General features: G+C 38.2%; 14 protein-coding genes. 9 read left to right on the forward strand and 5 right to left on the reverse strand.

The window, feature by feature from the left end:
* Positions 1-83: 83 nt before the first annotated feature.
* From ASF92_RS13370 to ASF92_RS13380, 3 genes are all read right to left on the reverse strand, one after another.
* Positions 84-3269 carry a TonB-dependent receptor gene (locus tag ASF92_RS13370; protein ID WP_056093816.1) on the reverse strand — a complete coding sequence of 1062 codons (3186 nt, stop codon included), beginning with the start codon at positions 3267-3269 and terminating at the stop codon, positions 84-86.
* Positions 3270-3694: 425 nt separating this feature from the next.
* Positions 3695-5017, reverse strand: coding sequence for an amidohydrolase family protein (locus ASF92_RS13375; RefSeq protein WP_197413295.1), 1323 nt, complete (start codon positions 5015-5017; stop codon positions 3695-3697).
* Complete coding sequence (locus tag ASF92_RS13380; protein ID WP_056093821.1) at positions 5007-8039, reverse strand: amidohydrolase family protein; 3033 nt, start codon at positions 8037-8039, stop codon at positions 5007-5009. Before ASF92_RS13380 ends, ASF92_RS13375 begins: the two co-directional genes overlap by 11 nt.
* 112 nt (positions 8040-8151) lie before the next feature.
* On the opposite strand from ASF92_RS13380, the gene ASF92_RS13385 reads away from it, so the two are divergent.
* The 5 genes from ASF92_RS13385 to hflX all read left to right on the forward strand — a co-directional run bounded on the left by ASF92_RS13385 (position 8152) and on the right by hflX (position 13916).
* The gene (locus ASF92_RS13385) at positions 8152-8595 is read left to right on the forward strand and encodes a hypothetical protein (RefSeq protein WP_056093822.1); all 444 of its coding nucleotides are present in this window, start codon (positions 8152-8154) and stop codon (positions 8593-8595) included.
* 665 nt (positions 8596-9260) lie between these two features.
* Entirely contained in the window at positions 9261-10658 is a 1398-nt protein-coding gene (locus ASF92_RS13390; protein WP_056093825.1) for an anthranilate synthase component I family protein, read from the forward strand.
* 88 nt (positions 10659-10746) lie between these two features.
* Entirely contained in the window at positions 10747-11349 is a 603-nt protein-coding gene (locus ASF92_RS13395; protein ID WP_056093827.1) for an aminodeoxychorismate/anthranilate synthase component II, read from the forward strand.
* A gap of 22 nt (positions 11350-11371) precedes the next feature.
* On the forward strand, positions 11372-12154 hold the full coding sequence (trpC, locus tag ASF92_RS13400; protein ID WP_056093830.1) for an indole-3-glycerol phosphate synthase TrpC: 783 nt from the start codon (positions 11372-11374) through the stop codon (positions 12152-12154).
* Positions 12155-12725: 571 nt separating this feature from the next.
* Positions 12726-13916 (forward strand): GTPase HflX, encoded by a 1191-nt coding sequence (gene hflX, locus ASF92_RS13405; protein WP_056093833.1) that lies wholly within the window; start codon positions 12726-12728, stop codon positions 13914-13916.
* 312 nt (positions 13917-14228) lie between these two features.
* On the opposite strand, the gene ASF92_RS13410 is transcribed toward hflX, so the two are convergent.
* Positions 14229-14477, reverse strand: coding sequence for a four helix bundle protein (locus ASF92_RS13410; protein WP_056093836.1), 249 nt, complete (start codon positions 14475-14477; stop codon positions 14229-14231).
* A gap of 161 nt (positions 14478-14638) precedes the next feature.
* On the opposite strand from ASF92_RS13410, the gene rbfA reads away from it, so the two are divergent.
* From rbfA to ASF92_RS13430, 4 genes are read left to right on the forward strand one after another with little or no spacing between them, the layout of a single operon-like run.
* Positions 14639-15019: a 30S ribosome-binding factor RbfA gene (rbfA, locus tag ASF92_RS13415; RefSeq protein ID WP_056093840.1), complete on the forward strand. Its 381-nt coding sequence runs from the start codon at positions 14639-14641 to the stop codon at positions 15017-15019.
* Between the two features lie 24 nt (positions 15020-15043).
* A complete protein-coding gene (locus ASF92_RS13420; protein ID WP_056093843.1) occupies positions 15044-15730 on the forward strand; it encodes a peptidoglycan DD-metalloendopeptidase family protein in 687 nt (228 codons plus the stop codon).
* 38 nt (positions 15731-15768) lie between these two features.
* A complete protein-coding gene (locus tag ASF92_RS13425; protein ID WP_056093846.1) occupies positions 15769-16422 on the forward strand; it encodes an energy transducer TonB in 654 nt (217 codons plus the stop codon).
* Complete coding sequence (locus ASF92_RS13430; protein WP_056093850.1) at positions 16422-16811, forward strand: hypothetical protein; 390 nt, start codon at positions 16422-16424, stop codon at positions 16809-16811. Before ASF92_RS13425 ends, ASF92_RS13430 begins: the two co-directional genes overlap by 1 nt.
* On the opposite strand, the gene ASF92_RS13435 is transcribed toward ASF92_RS13430, so the two are convergent.
* The gene (locus tag ASF92_RS13435; protein WP_056093854.1) at positions 16808-17662 is read right to left on the reverse strand and encodes a diacylglycerol kinase family protein; all 855 of its coding nucleotides are present in this window, start codon (positions 17660-17662) and stop codon (positions 16808-16810) included. The two genes, ASF92_RS13430 and ASF92_RS13435, sit on opposite strands and share 4 nt — an antisense overlap.
* Positions 17663-17713 lie beyond the last annotated feature (51 nt).

Consider the following 17713-nt stretch of genomic DNA (forward strand, 5'->3'; position numbering starts at 1 on the left):
AATGCAAACATAAAAAAAGGGAACGGATAAAAATCCATTCCCTTTTTTTATGACGTTTTAGAAAGATACTGAGTACCGCCTAACTAAAATCCATATCTCAAGCCGATTTGTGCCTGCCATGGATTACCTGTTGGAATTACAACTCCAGTATTATTTAAACGGTAGTTGTAGTTCGAAGTTGCAGCATCAAAACCCGTAACAGCATAAAGTGCTTGCGTACCTAAAGTTTCTGATGTGCCCCAGGTTTTCTTAAATAAGTTGGCTACGTTAAACAAATCACCAGAAATTTCCAGACTTTGTTTTCTACCTGATCCAAATTTAAACTGATAGGCTAACCTTAGATCAACTGTACCATAGAATCCGTTTATACCGCCATTACGCGCAGCAAATGTACCTTGGTATTTTGTAATGTAGTCTCTTAAGCTTTGGCTTGCATCACCATTTGCTAATAAAGTTTGTAAGGCAGTTCTAAGTGTTGCCGGAACATTTGTATTTGATGGGTCGAATATGTATGCTAAATCATTTGTAGCAACGAAGTCGCCATTTGTATTTCCTCCAGATAATAAACTATACCTGGTGCCGCCGATACCCGAATAACGAATACCTGCTTTAATGCCATGGAATGATGGCAAGGTTCCATAAACAACAACCTTGTTTCTGAACTGACCATTAGAATAAGTCATATTACTTAAGTTTCTTGGGTCATCAACAACAGGTAAAGATAATGTTGCCGAATTCGCTACGTTACCGTTGAATGAAGTATTGTCTTTTGAATCGTTATAGGTTAAACTCGCCGAGATTTCACCATCTTTAAAGTATCTCCAGGTAGCATCTAAAACTACCGCAAATTGGTTAACTTTTCCTTTGCTGTTTAATTCTAATACTCTACCAAATGCATTCGTTAAGCGGCCTGTTTTCCAATCCGTAGTACCGTTACCAGGGATAATTGTATTTGCTGGCACATATACGCCTCTGTTTCCTTCATTTGATAACGTGAAAAAAGGATTTGCAACCATATTCCTATCAACATACATATAGTTATTACGTGCTAATGTTACGTATCCAGTAATACCAACGCGTATTTTATCATTAATTAGTTTGTTGTAAGATAAGTTAGCTTTATAAACTACCGGTACTTTAGCATCATCAGCATAAGTATTAATGGTTGGAATTTGTAAAGCTGCTAATGTTGGGGCTGTTGCGCTTCCATTTCTGTATCCAATAAAGTTAGGCGTTGGCACACCTGTACCGGTTACATCAACAGTTGCAAAGTGTTTGCCATCAAAAGTAAGGTTATTGATGGTCATGTAGTTATTAATATCTGAACCAAAAATACCTGCTCCAAAACGAACGAAATCTGTTCTGTTTTCATTAATATCCCAATTCAGCTGAATTCTTGGCTGAACTAAAAATTGTTTCAATTTATTATCAGTTCTCACTCCAATAGCATCAAATAATTGTTGGTTTAGTGGTGAGGTTGGATATTTACTGAAGTCTAAACGCAAACCACCTGTAAAGTCTAAACCTTTGCCCAATTTAGTTTGCATTTGGCCATAAATTGCAGAATTCCACAGATTACCAACAACAGTCGGATCGGCAACTAAAGGTACTTCTCTATAATAGCTGATTGGGATTAAGTTGTTGAAATTTTGTAAAGCAGTTTGTTGGTTTCCTGCTGCAGCCGTACCCGATCTGTTAAATGTGAAACGACCATTTACCTCACTACCATATAACGATTTGGCGTGGGTGTACATAATGTCTATACCAAAAGTATATTTAATCTTATCGGTATTATAATAGAAATTATCTACCAATTGGAAAACATTATTGGTAAAACCTTCTTGACCGAAACGGTGTCCGCCGATTTGAACTGAAGTTGCTAATGTTGCCCCGTTAGTAGGAGAGATAGACTCTAAGTTAGAAACAACAGCTCTTGGTATAGCAAAACCTAACTCATCATTCTGCGTACTGGCCTGATAGGTATATAAATGTTGTAATTTTAGTTCGTTAGTTACTTTGCTACTAATTGTTGAGCGTAATGTTGCCAACAAACTGTTATCAACGTTTTTATCGTTACCATAACTTTCATAGAAATTTATCGCTGTATTATCGCCTAAACCTAATGGATTCCTATCATTGGTATAGTTATCTCTAACCGTCAATAAATTCTTATCATTAATTTGCCAGTCTAAACGTAGAAATCCAGCATCTGTACCTCGCTTTTTAGCGAAAGAACCAAATTGTTGTGTGTTAGCAACACCATATTTGCTTCTAGCAACCGCTAAAAAGTTGTTTAAGGTACTGTTGGTAATATTAAATCGCGCTACATCAGCATCTGAATTAATATCTGCAATTATCAAAGGACGAGAATCTCTTTGATGATCCCAGGCTGCAAAATAATGTAATTTATCTTTAATGATAGGACCACCTAAGCTAAACCCATATTGGTAAGTAGAAAAATCATTAACTCTTTTATTCCCTCTGATGTCATATTTACTTGCTAAAAAATCAGCGCGGTTATAAGCGAATGCACTACCTGTAATTTCATTTGTACCAGACTTGGTTACCGCGCTAATGGTACCACCACCTGAACGGCCTAAACTCACATCGTATTGGTTGGTTACCACTTTAAACTCCCGAACACTTTCTATCGAGATGGAATATGGCGCACCGCTACGGCTCGTTGTACTACCAGCTGATGTCGGGTTTTTTGCCGTCATACCGTCAATAGTGAAATTAGTAGATGAACCTAACTGACCAGAAATGCCACCTGGACCCGCTAAAGGTGATAAATCTGTTAAACTTGAAAAGTTACGACCGTTCACGGGTAAAATGTTCATTGTTTTTGATGAAATCTCTGTAGAGGCTCCAAATTGCTGCACTTTATTTCTTAAAGAGGAACCGCTAATTTCCACATCGCCAAGGTTTTGAGCTGCTTCCTGCATATTGATAGCGACCACTACCGCATCACCCTGATTAAGCATAAACCCTGTTCTGTTTTGTTCGGAATAGCCAATATAAACAGCTTTCACGGTATAAGGGCCACCTAAAGGTAATTCCTTAAAAGTGTATTCTCCCCGTGCATTAGTTGATGTACGGGTTGTGAAGCCTGTAGAGTTGTTTTTAACCTGAACGGAAACACCTGGGATGGGTAGTTTCTTTTCGTCGGTAACATTACCGGAAATAGATGCTTGTGTAGTTTGTGCTTTTAAAGAATGTGAAACACAAAAACAAAACATCAATACTGCAAATAGTAAATTTCTGACCATAATTAGTTTTTGATTTTTATGGTGCAAAGTTGTTGCTGTTGTGTTAACTCAAGGTCGATTTTAGATTAAGAAATGATTGTGAAATTGTTGCGTAAAGTTTAACAGGAACCTTATTAGCCGGGGGAGCGTTATCTGTTACTGTTGATTTATGTCGTGCTGACGCTATACAGGATAATATAGACTGTCATTAATTTTCAAAAACAACATTACTGTTGCTACGGACTTCCAACAGGGTTGAGTCAGGGTTGGTTCGGACCTGTGACAATTGTACGCGACTGAACTCTGTCGCGATAGTGACTGAACTGCAATTAAAATTCCTTTTTAACCCATAGCGCAGGCTGGCCTGATTAAGCCGTAGGATTCAATAAAAAAAACCTCCACCAAATTAATTGGCGGAGGTTTCCAAAACTTAAAATAAATTAAGGCTATTTCTTTTCAGCAGTATATTTATCGCTGAATTTTTTATCCAGTTGTTTGTGCAGGTTATCCAGGTTGATGTCTCTTCCCTGGATAAAAGCCTGTTCCACTTTATTGGTTCTCATGTCCAAAGCATCGCCTGCAGATATAAATAAAGTAGCATCTTTTCCCGCTTCAATACTTCCTGTCGTTTTCTCTACGCCCATGACCTTTGCGGCGTTAAGTGTAATGGTTGATAAAGCTTTTTCTTTATCCAAACCCCAGGCGTTAACCGTTCCAGCCATAAAAGGGAGGTTACGCTGTTGCCAGTAACCATCAATACTCAATACCACATTTAAACCAGCATTGGCTAAAATGGCAGCATTCTTATAAGGCATGTTCACATCATCATCATTATTATTTGGTAGCGCATGAGGTTGCTTCACCACAACGGAAATGTTGTTGTCTTTAAGGAAATCGATAACCAGGTAAGCTTCATCCGCACCTGTGATAACAGGCGTGATGCCGAATTTTTTAGCAAAGTTTACTGCTGCAACAATATCTTTCTGACTTTCTGCTGCAATAAATAACTTTTCGTTACCCGAAAATACCTTTTTCATTGCTTCAAAACGTGTATTGATGACTTCTGGTTTACCCATTTCCGTGTAAGCTTTTGCTTCAGCGAAGAATGAGGTTAGCTGACTAATTGCTGCCTGTGTGCGTTCGTTCAGCGATTCTGGTGATGTTGCCGGGCCTCTGCCAAAACCACCAAAACCACCTCTGAAACGGGGTGTTACCGGCCAGGTCATGTGCATGGCATCATCGGTTTTAATTGCAGCATCTTCCCAATTCCATGCGTCTAACTGGACAACTGAAGAGCTACCCGAAACCGTACCGCCTTGGGGGGTAGGCTGGGCCATTAAAACACCATTACTACGTAAGGTTGCAGGAACTTTCGAGTCTGTATTGTATGCTACGATAGAACGTATGTGTGAATTGTAATCGCCGATTTCCTGGAAATCTAATGTTGCCTTTATCGATTCTGTTTCAGCCAAGCCAAGGTTTGTGGTGGCGGCAATCAAACCTGGATAGATATGTTTCCCGGCTGCATTAATGCGTATCACATCATCTTGTGGAACTTGTCCGCCTGCTGTAACCGATACAATTTTTCCATTACTGAAAAGAATGGTTCCGTTTTCGACAACTGTTCCATCTCCTACATGTATTGTTGCGCCTGTAATGGCTATTGCTTTTGTTTGCTTTTTGGCTGGCGATATATTGGCTTGTGAAAAGCACATCAGGCTCGATGCCGTTAAAGCAAGACTTAATACATATTTTATTTTAGTGCGCATGTTCTTTTTCATTTAATTCTGCTGAATAATCTTCTAAAGTTTCGCAATTGTAAAGGCGTGGTGCATTGCCGAATGGACGTTGTGTACGAACGCCACTGCTTTTGCTGTCCAGCATCTTTTGAATTAAACGAGCTTTCTCTACTTGTTGTGTTTTTATTACCTGGGCATCTTTATCAATATCCCAGTAAGCAACACCGTCAACAAAAGTTTTTTCTGCTTTTGCATAGATAGATAAAGGGTTTGCCGACCAAACCACAACATCTGCATCTTTACCTGGCTTCAAACTCCCAACTTTATCATCAATATGAAGCATTCTTGCAGGGTTGAGGGTTACAAATTTCAATGCATCTTCCTCAGGAACGCCACCATACAGAACCGATTTACCGGCCTCCTGATTCAGGTGGCGGGCCATTTCGGCATCGTCAGAGTTGAAAGCTGTTGTTACACCAACATTGTGCATAATTTTTCCGTTGTAAGGGATGGCTTCGGCAACCTCGTTTTTGTAAGCCCACCAATCGGAGAAGGTAGAGCCTGCAATACCGTGTGCTTTCATTTTGTCTGCTACTTTATAGCCTTCTAAAATGTGTGTAAATGTGTTGATTTTAAAACCCAGGCTATCTGCAACGTGAATCAACATGTTAATCTCACTTTGAACATAAGAGTGACAAGTTATGAAGCGTTTGTTATTTAAAATTTCAACAATTGCATCTAGCTCCAAATCTCTGCGAACACTGTTGCCCTTTACCTTCATTGCTTTTTCGTATTCTTTAGCACGGGTAAATTCATCGACAAAAGTTTGCTCAACACCCATACGGGTTACGGGGAAACGGGCACCGGTACCAAAGTTACTTTGCTTAACATTTTCGCCTAAGGCAAATTTGATGAAACCATCTGCGCCAGCGAATTTCAATTCCTCCGGTGCTTTACCCCAACGTAATTTAATTAATTGAGATTGGCCACCGATTGGGTTTGCAGAGCCGTGTAAGATATGCGAAGTGGTAACACCACCAGCTAACTGGCGATAAATGTTTACGTCTTCTGAATTAATAATATCAGTGATGCGAACTTCTGCCGAAACAGATTGTGCGCCTTCGTTAATGCCGCCGCTACCGGCAATATGAGAGTGTTCATCGATAATACCAGCAGTGACATGCTTGCCTGTACCATCAATTACTTTTGCGCTTCCTGCTGATAAATTTTTACCAACAGCTTTAATTTTTCCATTTTCTAAGAGTACATCCGAATTTTGAAGAACACCTTCTTTTTCGTTTGTCCAAACGGTAGCATTTTTAATTAAAACACTTTCTTGTTTAGGTAATTCTGCATTACCGAAAGCACCAAATGGATAAAGCAATGTTCCTACTGCCAAAGTTGGTTTTGGTTCATCACGTTTTGGCATTTCGCGGGCAGCTTCTTTATAAGTAGCAGTAAATTTTCCAAATGTTCCGTCGGGTAATGCCACTTCACCCTTAAAAGTTAAAGGGCTGGCAGACGTTAAGTAGCCACTTAAACGAACATCGCCTTTAGGATTTTTCTTTAAGTTAAAATTGATGCTAATCCAATCGCCGTTTCTAGTGAATGTTGCTGTTGTTTTAACACTATCAACGCCGCTTCTTTCGATGGCAGCAGTTGAACCACCAGCAGTTCCTGTAATTTTTAACAGTAAGCCGCCACTTATTCCATCAACATTCAGGTTGTAATTTCCACGGAGATCAGAAACATCCATTTTATTTACGATGTAGCGTTTGCCCTGAACCCAGTTTTCGAAAATGATGTTTTCTTTTTTGAATAAGTTATCAGAGGAGATTAAAAAATTAGCCACCTTACCTTTTTCCAATGAGCCAACCTTATCGCTGATGCCCAGAAGTGAGGCCGGAATTTCGGTAACAGATTGTAAAGCTTGTTTTTCAGTTAACCCGTTATCAATTGCTGTGCGGATATTAGCCCAAAAGTCACGGGCGTTTTCTAGGCCGAAAGAAGTTAGGGCAAACTTAATTCCTGCTTTTTCCAATACTGCAGGATTTGTTGGTGCCATTTCCCAGGCTTTCATTTGAGTTAAAGTGATGTTTCTTGCTTCCGCAGGGTCTTCAACATCGTAAGCTTTAGGAAAAGACAAAGGAATAATCAGGCTTGCGCCTGTTGCCTTCACCTCATTAATGCGTTGGTATTCATCACCGGTAGATTTGATGATGTATTGCTTGCCAAACTCTTTTCCAAGTTTATCAGCACGAAGCACGTTTGCCCAACCATCAACCTCAAAAATTTGAGGCATAGCCTGTTGCTTTCCGAATTCTTCTAATGATATGTTATACTCCTCCTTCTGTTTGCCATACCATTGCGAATCGTAATAGGTTTGGCGTAGCAAAGCGATAGAACCCATTAAAGAAGTTGGATAATCGTTTGATGATGCTCCTTTATTAAACGAGTAATTGGCTGCGGTTTGGTCTTTTAAAAAGACATTGTTGTCAGAACCTTCATTTAAAGTTACCGCCGCAGAAACACCACGGGCAATACCATCACGACTAATCGTATTTACACTTCCGAAACCAGCTTTACGTAAGTCATCCGCTTTTTTACTATCGACAGTAAAAATACTTTTTACATAAGTTTCTGGTCTGATGGATTCATTCCAGCCATAGGCTCCTTTCTTGGTGGATACAAAAATGGACTGGCGCTGACCGCCGCCTCCACCAAAACCCCGACCCTGAACAATTGCTTCAGGAACGCCGTAACTTGTAAAAGGATCAACGAGAGAAGGATAAACAAATTTTCCTTTTAAATCCACTACAACGTAGCCTTTAGGAACTGCCAATCCTGAGCCCACAGCCTGGATTGTAGAACCTTTCACTAACAAGGTTGCATTGGTTAAAGTTTGATTGGCATTTACTACAATAGTTGCGTTAGTGAATGCAAACATGCCCGGCCTTGTGTCGTAGGAACCATTAACAGGATAGGTGTTTTGCTGTGCAAACAGAATTGTAGAGGAAAATACCAGCGCAAAGGCGAGTAAAATTTTCTTCATAATATGTTTAGGGGTTTATTTTGTTTAAAACTAATATAAATTACGGTCTATATTGCTTATTAACCTATTTTTTACAATTAATCATTACTTTTGAAACATAAATATTATCACTATGTATCAAATTTTAAAAAGTGCCCATTCTGGATGGCGTTATATTGTTTTTATACTATTGCTTATTGCGGTAATTAAAGCCTTATCTGGCTGGTTGGGTAATAAAACTTACACTGAAGGCGATAGAAAACTGAATGTATTTACTTTAATAAGTGCGCACATTCAATTAGTGATTGGCTTGGTTTTATATTTCGCAGGCGATTGGTATAAAGCAGACAGTAGCAATGCAATTGGTCGATATTGGAAAATGGAACACATCAGCATGATGATATTGGCCATTATTTTAATTACAATCGGCAACTCGAAATCAAAAAAGCTTACGGAAGCAGTTGCAAAACATCGTACAATAGCAGTGTTTTTTAGCTTGGCGCTAATTATAGTTGTTGTAACCATTTTGTTAATGGTAAAGGATGTACCGGGACGGAGTTTCTTTGGTGTGTCGTAATTGCGTTAACCGGAAAGCGCGGCAAAGGTTTAACCACAGAGAACAGAAAGATCTCACAGAGGGTATAGAGCATTGTAAAACTTAGCGTGCGCGGTGCATTCCCTCAGTGTATGTTTGAGAGGCAAACCAAGCTTTTCAAAAGGTTGACAAAGTTGGTTACCACACAGCGCATAGAGAGATATATAAAATAGTGCGCTTAGTGTGTGGCTCTGTTTGCTCATTGTCAAATTATTCAGCATTCCAGCTTAATGTTCTTTGAGGTTTTCTCTCAGTGACCCTGTGGTTAAATATTGATTAATTTCCTGTTTTTCCACAGAGCATAAAAAGATGTCATAGCGCAATTAGAAGCCCAGCTTGAAGTTCTTTGCGCCTTTGCCTTCGCGGCCTTTGCGGTTAAGAATTTAAAACTATTTTCATTAAAATTTCCATTTTTCAAATTTCTTTATATTTTTGTCACCCAATGATTAACAATATACATACATGGCTTTGGCAAGGTAATTCAAAACAGAATTGCGCCGGCTGCGTATGAGTAGATATTTTATCAACCTAAATTAAAGAACCATTAAAGCCCGGCGTAGAACCACACGCCGGGCTTTTTATTTATTAATAATTTAACAACAGGAGAGATTGCTTCGTCGTTCCTCCTCGCAAAGACGAATAGAGAAATGTTCAAAATTAATACCAGCTATAAAAAATTACTTGCCGATACCACTACACCAGTGAGCATTTATTTACGCTTACGCGATGTATACCCGAACAGTATTCTATTAGAAAGTTCTGACTACCACAGCCGTGAAAATTCAATGAGTTTTGTTTGTGCCGACCCGGTTGCGGGCATTATTTTAAAAGGTACCAGGCTAGAAAGTTACTTCCCTGATGGTTCGGTTGAAATAACAGAAAGTGAAAACTTAAGCGAGCAGATTTCTGCTTTCAAAGATAAATTCAAAGAAACTGAAATTCCCGAAATCAAGTTCATAACGAGTGGCTTGTTTGGCTATTTCACCTGGAATGCCGTTCAACATTTTGAAGATATTAAGTTTATATCCGAAACGCCTGAAGGAGAAGAAATCCCTGAAATGCAGTATCATTTGTATCGTTACATCATCGCGATAGACCATTTTAAGAACGAGATAACTTTATTCAGAAATGCTTTTGAAGGTGAAGAAGAGGTTGGTTTGGAGAAAATGGAATACCTGATTCAGAATAAAAACTACCCGGAGTACAAATTTCAAATTAAAGGAGAAGAATCTTCTAATTTAACTGATGAAGGTTTTATTCAGCTGGTAGAAAAACTTCAGAAACACATTTATCGTGGCGATGTTTTCCAGATTGTACCTTCCCGGGCGTTCAAACAAGCTTTTACGGGTGATGAATTTAATGTTTACCGTTGTCTGCGCTCGATAAATCCATCTCCCTACTTGTTCTATTTCGATTATGGAAACTTCAAACTCTTTGGTTCATCGCCGGAAGCACAGATTACCATTAAAAACAATACGGCAAATATTTTCCCAATTGCCGGTACTTTTAAACGCAGTGGTAACGATGTTGAAGATGCAGAACAGGCAAAAAAATTGGAGCAAGACCCGAAAGAGAGTGCTGAGCACGTTATGCTTGTCGATTTGGCCAGAAACGATTTGAGCAGGCATTGCAACCGGGTTGAGGTTAAATCTTTCAAAGAAGTTCAGTATTATTCGCATCTTATCCATTTAGTGAGCAAAGTTAGCGGCCATTTACAAGATGACGTTAGCGCATTTAAAGTCGTGGCAGATACTTACCCAGCAGGAACTTTAAGCGGTGCACCGAAGTACAAAGCCATGCAGCTTATTGATGAAAATGAAAAACTTGGTCGCAACTTTTATGCAGGTGCAATTGGTTTTATGGGCTTTAACGAAGATTTTAATCATGCCATTATGATCAGGACTTTTATGAGCAAAAATAATGAACTGCATTATCGTGCAGGCGCAGGAATTGTTGCCGATTCGGTTCCTGAAACCGAAATGCAGGAAGTAAACAATAAGATTGCGGCTTTAAGGAAGGCAATTGAAATGGCGGTAGGTATTTAACCCCAACCCCTGAAGGGCTTAACATAGTGATAATAAAAGATAGAAAATAGTTCTTCTATTTAAGAAAACTGTTATAAAATTTAAGAAAATGGATAATAACAATATGCCCCTTTCAGGGGGCAAGGGGGTAGTTTTGGTAATCGACAATTACGATAGTTTTACTTATAACCTTGTTCATTTAATTAATGAAGTTGGTTATGAAGCTGAAGTATGGAGAAACGACAAATTCGAACTTGCCGATGTGGAACAATACGATAAAATTTTACTTTCCCCAGGACCAGGAATTCCGGAAGAAGCTGGTTTATTGCTTGATGTGATCAAAACATACGCGCCTACAAAAAGTATTTTTGGTGTTTGTTTAGGTCAGCAGGCGATTGCTGAGGTTTTTGGCGGAACGCTTTTAAATCTTGGCCGGCCAATGCATGGTGTTGCAACCCCGGTAACTGTTGTTGATGGCGACGAATTTTTGTTTTGGGAATGCCCTCAAACAATCAATGTTGGCCGTTACCACAGTTGGGTGGTGAGCAAAGAAAATTTTCCTTCATGCTTAAAAATCACAGCCAGAGATCATAAAAATGAAATTATGGCTTTAAGGCATGAAACACTTGATGTTCGTGGCGTGCAGTTCCATCCGGAAAGTGTATTGACGGAGTTTGGCAGGCAAATGATGGAGAACTGGCTGACCAGTTAAACAACAACTAATGGGAAAGTAAATGAATATTTTAGATAAAATCGTTGTCCGCAAACAACAAGAAGTTGCGGATGCAAAAGCCTGGATTGCTGTTAAAGATTTGGAGCAATCCATCCATTTTAAAAGAACACCTTATTCTTTTAAAGAATTTCTGCTCGCTGATGATCGGACAGGAATCATTGCTGAATTTAAGCGCCATTCGCCTTCGAAGGGATTAATTAATGGCACTGCCGATGTAGCAGAGGTTACAAAAGCCTACAATAATGCGGGTGCCTCTGCACTTTCTGTTTTAACCGATGTAGATTTTTTCGGTGGTAAAACCGATGATATTCTTGCTGCAAGGGCGGCAAATGACATTCCGATTCTGAGAAAAGATTTCATCATTGATGAATACCAGATCTTGGAAGCGAAAGCCTGGGGCGCTGATATTATACTGTTAATTGCCTCTATATTAACTCCGAAGCAAATAAGTGATTTCGGAAAATTTGCCCAAAACCTCGGCTTAAATGTGCTGCTTGAAGTCCACAATCTTGAAGAGTTGGAAAGAAGTATTTGTCCGAATTTAGATGCCATCGGTGTCAATAACCGAAATCTTGGCGATTTTACCGTTAACATTCAAACATCGTTCGATTTGGTGAACAAAATTCCTGACGAGTTTTTGAAAATTTCGGAGAGTGCAATTAGTAATCCTCAAACGATTAAGGAATTAAAAACGGCTGGTTTTAACGGCTATTTGATCGGCGAGAATTTTATGAAAACGAATGATCCTGCTGATGCAATTAAACAATTTGTGAGGCAGATTTAATTTTAGGTGTTCACTGTAAGATATATAAGTGGAAATCCCTTAATCCCTTAATGGTTTTTGTTTTTCCGAACACCTAATTAACCAAAAGCAATTTATTAAGCTTAAAATTATTGAAAATGGTTAAGAAATTAAGAGTATCAAGATAAATATGCTCTTATCATTTTCACTATAAGATATATGACTGGAAATCCCTTAATTTTCTTGATGCAACACCTAATTGTATTACCGAAAGTAATTTATTAAGCTAAAATTATTGAAAATCATTAAGAAGTTAAGAGCATTAAGATAAATATACCCTTGGCATTTTAACTATAATATTATAACTGGAAATCTCTTAATTTTCTTAATGCCTTAATTGTTTTTAATCTTCCGAACACCTAATTGTATAACAGACTAAAACAAAAAAAACTTTTATTACATCAGCATGGTTTGTATATGGATTTACACATTTGCAAATTCGTATATTTCCTTAGAAATCGAAATTGTTATTTAGGGGTTAAGGAGAGAACAGTAAAATTGCTTTTTTGCTACTAAAATTATAGGCAATTTTATCTAAGTTTGTTTTAATTACATGGGAAAACAAAAATTTTATGATACTGCGATAAAGCAGGAGCGAGCCATTTTGGTCGGCGTAATTACGCCCGGAGAAAAGGAGGAGCAAACAAAAGAATATTTAGATGAGTTGGCCTTTTTGGTTGAAACAGCAGGAGGCTTAGTTGAAAAAAACTTTACGCAGAAGATGTTGAAACCCGAGCGTGCAACTTTTGTGGGGACGGGAAAGCTTGAAGAAATAAAGGCTTATGTAAAATCGGAGGAGATTGATACGGTGGTTTTCGATGATGAATTATCGCCATCGCAACTGCGAAATATAGACAGGGAATTGGGTGTTAAGGTTTTAGACAGAAGTAACTTAATTCTGGATATCTTTGCCAGCAGGGCACAAACTGCGCAAGCGAAAACACAAGTTGAACTGGCTCAGTTACAATACGTTTTGCCGCGATTAACGGGTATGTGGACGCACTTAGAGCGCCAAAAAGGTGGTATTGGTATGCGTGGGCCAGGTGAAACGCAGATTGAAAGTGACAGGCGAATTATTTTGAACAAAATCTCTTTATTAAAAGAGCGTTTAAGAAATATAGATAAGCAGAACGAGACGCAACGCAAAAATCGTGGCGAGCTGATTCGCGTTGCCTTAGTTGGTTATACGAATGTTGGGAAATCAACAATTATGAACATGCTTTCCAAGTCTGAAGTGTTTGCAGAAAACAAGCTTTTCGCTACTTTAGATACGACGGTTCGTAAGGTCGTAATTGAAAATTTGCCTTTCCTGCTGTCTGATACTGTTGGATTTATTAGAAAACTGCCTCACCATTTGGTAGAATGTTTTAAATCTACATTGGATGAGGTTCGTGAAGCCGATCTTCTGATTCATGTAGTCGATGTTTCGCATCCAAATTTTGAGGATCAGATTCATATTGTAAATGAAACCCTGAAAGATATTGGCGCAATTGATAAAGACATGATTTTAGTGTTTAATAAAATTGATGCCTATGTGTCGCCCGAGGTTGAGGATGAAGACAGCGATGGAAAGCTAACCCTCGAAGATTTTAAGAAAAGCTGGATGAGCCATGGTAAAGTACCGGTTTTGTTTATTTCGGCCACAGAGAAAGAAAATATAGAAGAATTTAAAACGCTATTGTACGATAAGGTCAAAGCTGCACACACAGCGAGGTATCCTTATGATAGTAATCTTTTATATTAATTCTGGGAAAAGATCTGTTGGGTTAATTATCAATCATCAAATTGCAATGACTAAACCGTAGCGATTAATTTAGAAGATGAGTAATAATTAAATAACCAAAAACTGCCTTTCGATTTAATTTGGTTATTGTGATTGATCATTGTTCATTCGAATTTGAACCCTGGTTCTTGAAGTTGTGATTTAATTATTGGAATTTGGAGCTTGATCATTGCGACTTCTTAATAATCGCATTAAAGATTAGCATAAGTTGAGTGGCTTCGTCTGATAAAATAAATTTTGAATTTTGCAGCGCTTGCTTGTCTTCGATGTCAATCAGGCTAAGCCATAGTTTTGTTTCTTAGCTTCTTTTCTGCAAATTTTAATCCGATAAATGAAATCAGCTTTACTTAAGGCCTCATTTGCTTCAATATAATTTGCTGCTACAGAACCTGAAGAACGGACAACTTGTTTAATATCCTGAACATTGATTACATTATGGGTAACCAACTTACAATAACTTCTTACAGATTGAGCCACCAGAAATGTTCTTTCTTCAAGATAAAAGTTTGTTCCGTTGCCCATTAAATAAATATAAGTATTTTTACACCAATTACCTTTTGGTTTTTATTCCTTTAATGGTCTGATAATTGAATATCGGTAATTGAATTTTTAACATTATCTATTTGATTTCGCGCTTGATAGGCCTGATAATTGAATATTGGTAATTGATATTTTTAATAATTATGGAAAGTAAACGTCAGCAGAAATTTGCAGGAGTACTACAGGAAGAATTAGCACAGGTTTTTCAGCGCGAGGGTGCTTCGTTTTTGCCGAATACCTTAGTTACCATAACACGTGTGCGGGTGTCGCCTGATTTAGCTGTTGCCAAAGTTTATTTAAGCTTTTTTAATACAAATAATACCACGCTTTCAATTAATACGGTAAATGCCCACAGCAGCGAGATCAGGTATAAATTGGGTTCAAGAATTCGCCACCAGGTTAGGGTTGTGCCTGAACTTACATTCTTTGTAGACGATACAAATGAATATGTGGAAAAAATGGATAGTCTTTTTGAAAAGATAGCCAAAGAACCTAGGCAAAAAGAAGAGGACAGCGAGGAGTAGCTTCGTTGTTTAACGCATAGATTGATGAGCACTTTAGAAGCCGTTATTAAGGACAATACCTTATATATTCATAAAATAGTCGATTTTAACAAGAATTCTGATAAACTCTTACCGCTTGATTTTACTTCGGCCAATGTCGAGTTAACAGGTGAAATTCTGGATAACACGGATTTATTTTCTAAATGGGTAAATCAAAAGTTGGCAAATAATAAGGCCCGTTATGGTATTGGTGGTTACAATGAACACAGAACTATTTATTCCCGAAGTGCTCATTTTAATACCGGAGAGGAACCGCGGCGCTTACATTTAGGTGTAGATATCTGGGGGCCTGCCGGAACGCCAATTTACAATTTTTATGACGCTAAAGTTCATAGCTTCGCTAACAATAATAACTTTGGAGATTATGGTGCAACAATAATTCTAGCCTACAATATGGATGGCTTGGAGTTTTATGCGCTTTATGGACATCTCAGTTTAGCATCATTAACTGGTTTAAAAGAAGGCAGTTTTATAGCGGCTGGAGAAAAAATTGCGGAACTAGGACTGAAAGAGGAAAATGGACACTGGCCCCCGCACCTTCATTTTCAGCTAATTTTAGATATTGATAATTTAAAAGGTGATTATCCGGGCGTCTGTAAATTCAGCGAACGCAATAAATACCTGGCAAATTGTCCTGATCCAAACTTAATTCTTGAATATTCGTTTTATTAATCTAAACAGGCTTTCAGCTTATTTTAGTAAATTAGGATATGAAGAAGTTAATAATTGTTGGTTTTGTTTTGTTCAGCAGCCTGGCAATGGCACAGGTGCAGTTTAAAAGCGGGCCATCGGCTTTTGCTTCGTTCCTTAAAAACAATACCATTTACCCTCAATTTTCTAAGCAAAATTGTATTCAGGGAACTGTTAACGTAAGTTTTAAGTTAGACCAGAACGGGAAAGTTTACTCTTCGAAAATTACCAGAGGAATTATTTCTGATTTAGATGACGAAGCTTTAAGATTGGTTAGACTAAGTAGCGGCAAATGGCAGATTCCCGCAGGCTATGATACCACAATTTCTGTTATCGTTCCTGTAAACTTTAAATTATCTGGCTACGGTTGTGAAGGAAAAAGTAAATCAGAAATCAAAGCGTCTATTATTGCTTTCGAAGCAGAAGAAGGTTTAACAAATGCTGTAATCAATTTCTATAAAAACAAGGCGCAGGCGAAACCTGGGCAAGAAGCACAAATACTAGCTATAAAAAACCAGCTCGGAATCGATGATGCCTATTTGGATGACATCATTGAAACGGCAGTTAAAAAGATAAAACAAGGTGACAGGGAAGGTGCCTGCGAAGATTTCAACCTTGTGAAAAATTTGGGAAGCGACAAGGCAGATGATTATCTCGCCAAATATTGTAAATAATGCGGTTAACCATTCGAATTTTTGCCCTTCTGGATATCATAAGTGTTTGCCTTTTAGCAAAACCTTTTTGGGAGATTATTACACATTTAAAAGAAATTCCTGACCAGGTTTTGTCGCAAGCCAGGGTTATCCTAACGCTACCCATGTTTGTATCGTTACTTGTTTCGGCGGCAGGATTAATACTTTTTAAGAAATTTGGCTTTATTACCTATTACATCCAATTTCCGTTTCGCTTAGTCGTATGGGTATTTTCTATTGGTTTTATAACCTTGCTTCCAGAGCTCCTGAATCTAAACCAAATCTGGTTTGATATCTTATTTAAATTATGTTTTATTGCCGAGTTTTTCAGGTTATATTTTACCATTAAAATCCATAAAAAAATATTTTAAACGACTACGGAAATTGCCGCGGGTAAAATTGTTGCTTCCACCTTATTCAGCTTTCCAATATACTCACCATCGACCTGGAAATGTGCTTTATGTTTAGAGAAAATTTTTACTTCGGAGGTTTGAAAAACTTCTATCTTCTTTGGGTTAAATGGTAGTTTTGTTACCCATATTTTAAGAATTTCCAGATAAGAATAGTCTTTTACCAGAATGATTTCGAACAATTCGTCGTCTAATTTTCCATCAGGGTTTATCTTTAATCCAGTTCCATACATCGTTGCATTAGCAATTGCCACCATTGCTGCTTTTGATTTTACAGTTTCATTCTCAAGCTTTAATTCAACGTCCATCCTCTTGTGGTTCCATAGTGCATGCCAGGTTGCTTTGGCATAACCCCACATGCCCCGTTCTGGTAAGGTGTCGAATTTATTTACCAAGTAGGCATTGAAGCCTAAATCTGCCAGGTGAATACAGATCTCATCGTTAATTTTGACCACGTGAATTTTTTTCGGTTTGCCTGTTTCCAGGAAATCCAGCGCTTCTGTAATGTCCGTTGGGATGCCTAATTCTTTTGCCATTCCATTTGCAGATCCTGCAGGAATTATACCTATCGGTATTTCTGAATTTAACAAGCATTCGGCGACTAGTTTTAGCGTCCCATCACCGCCAACGGCGACAACTTTATCAGCTTTTGAACTATCTATTTTGTGTTTTATTTTATCAATAGAGCAATCATCGGGTAACTCAAAAAGTTCTGTTTCAATTTGCTTTTCTTCGAAATGATTAGAAATTACTTCCTTTAGATTGATGTTGTGACTACCCGAACCCGGGTTGATAATGAACAGTAATTTCATGGCTGATTGACCTCTTTTGGTTACATCAAAACAACTTATTGTAAACTCTGT

The sequence above is a fragment of the Pedobacter sp. Leaf176 genome (assembly GCF_001424305.1).
Classification (GTDB): Bacteria; Bacteroidota; Bacteroidia; order Sphingobacteriales; family Sphingobacteriaceae; genus Pedobacter.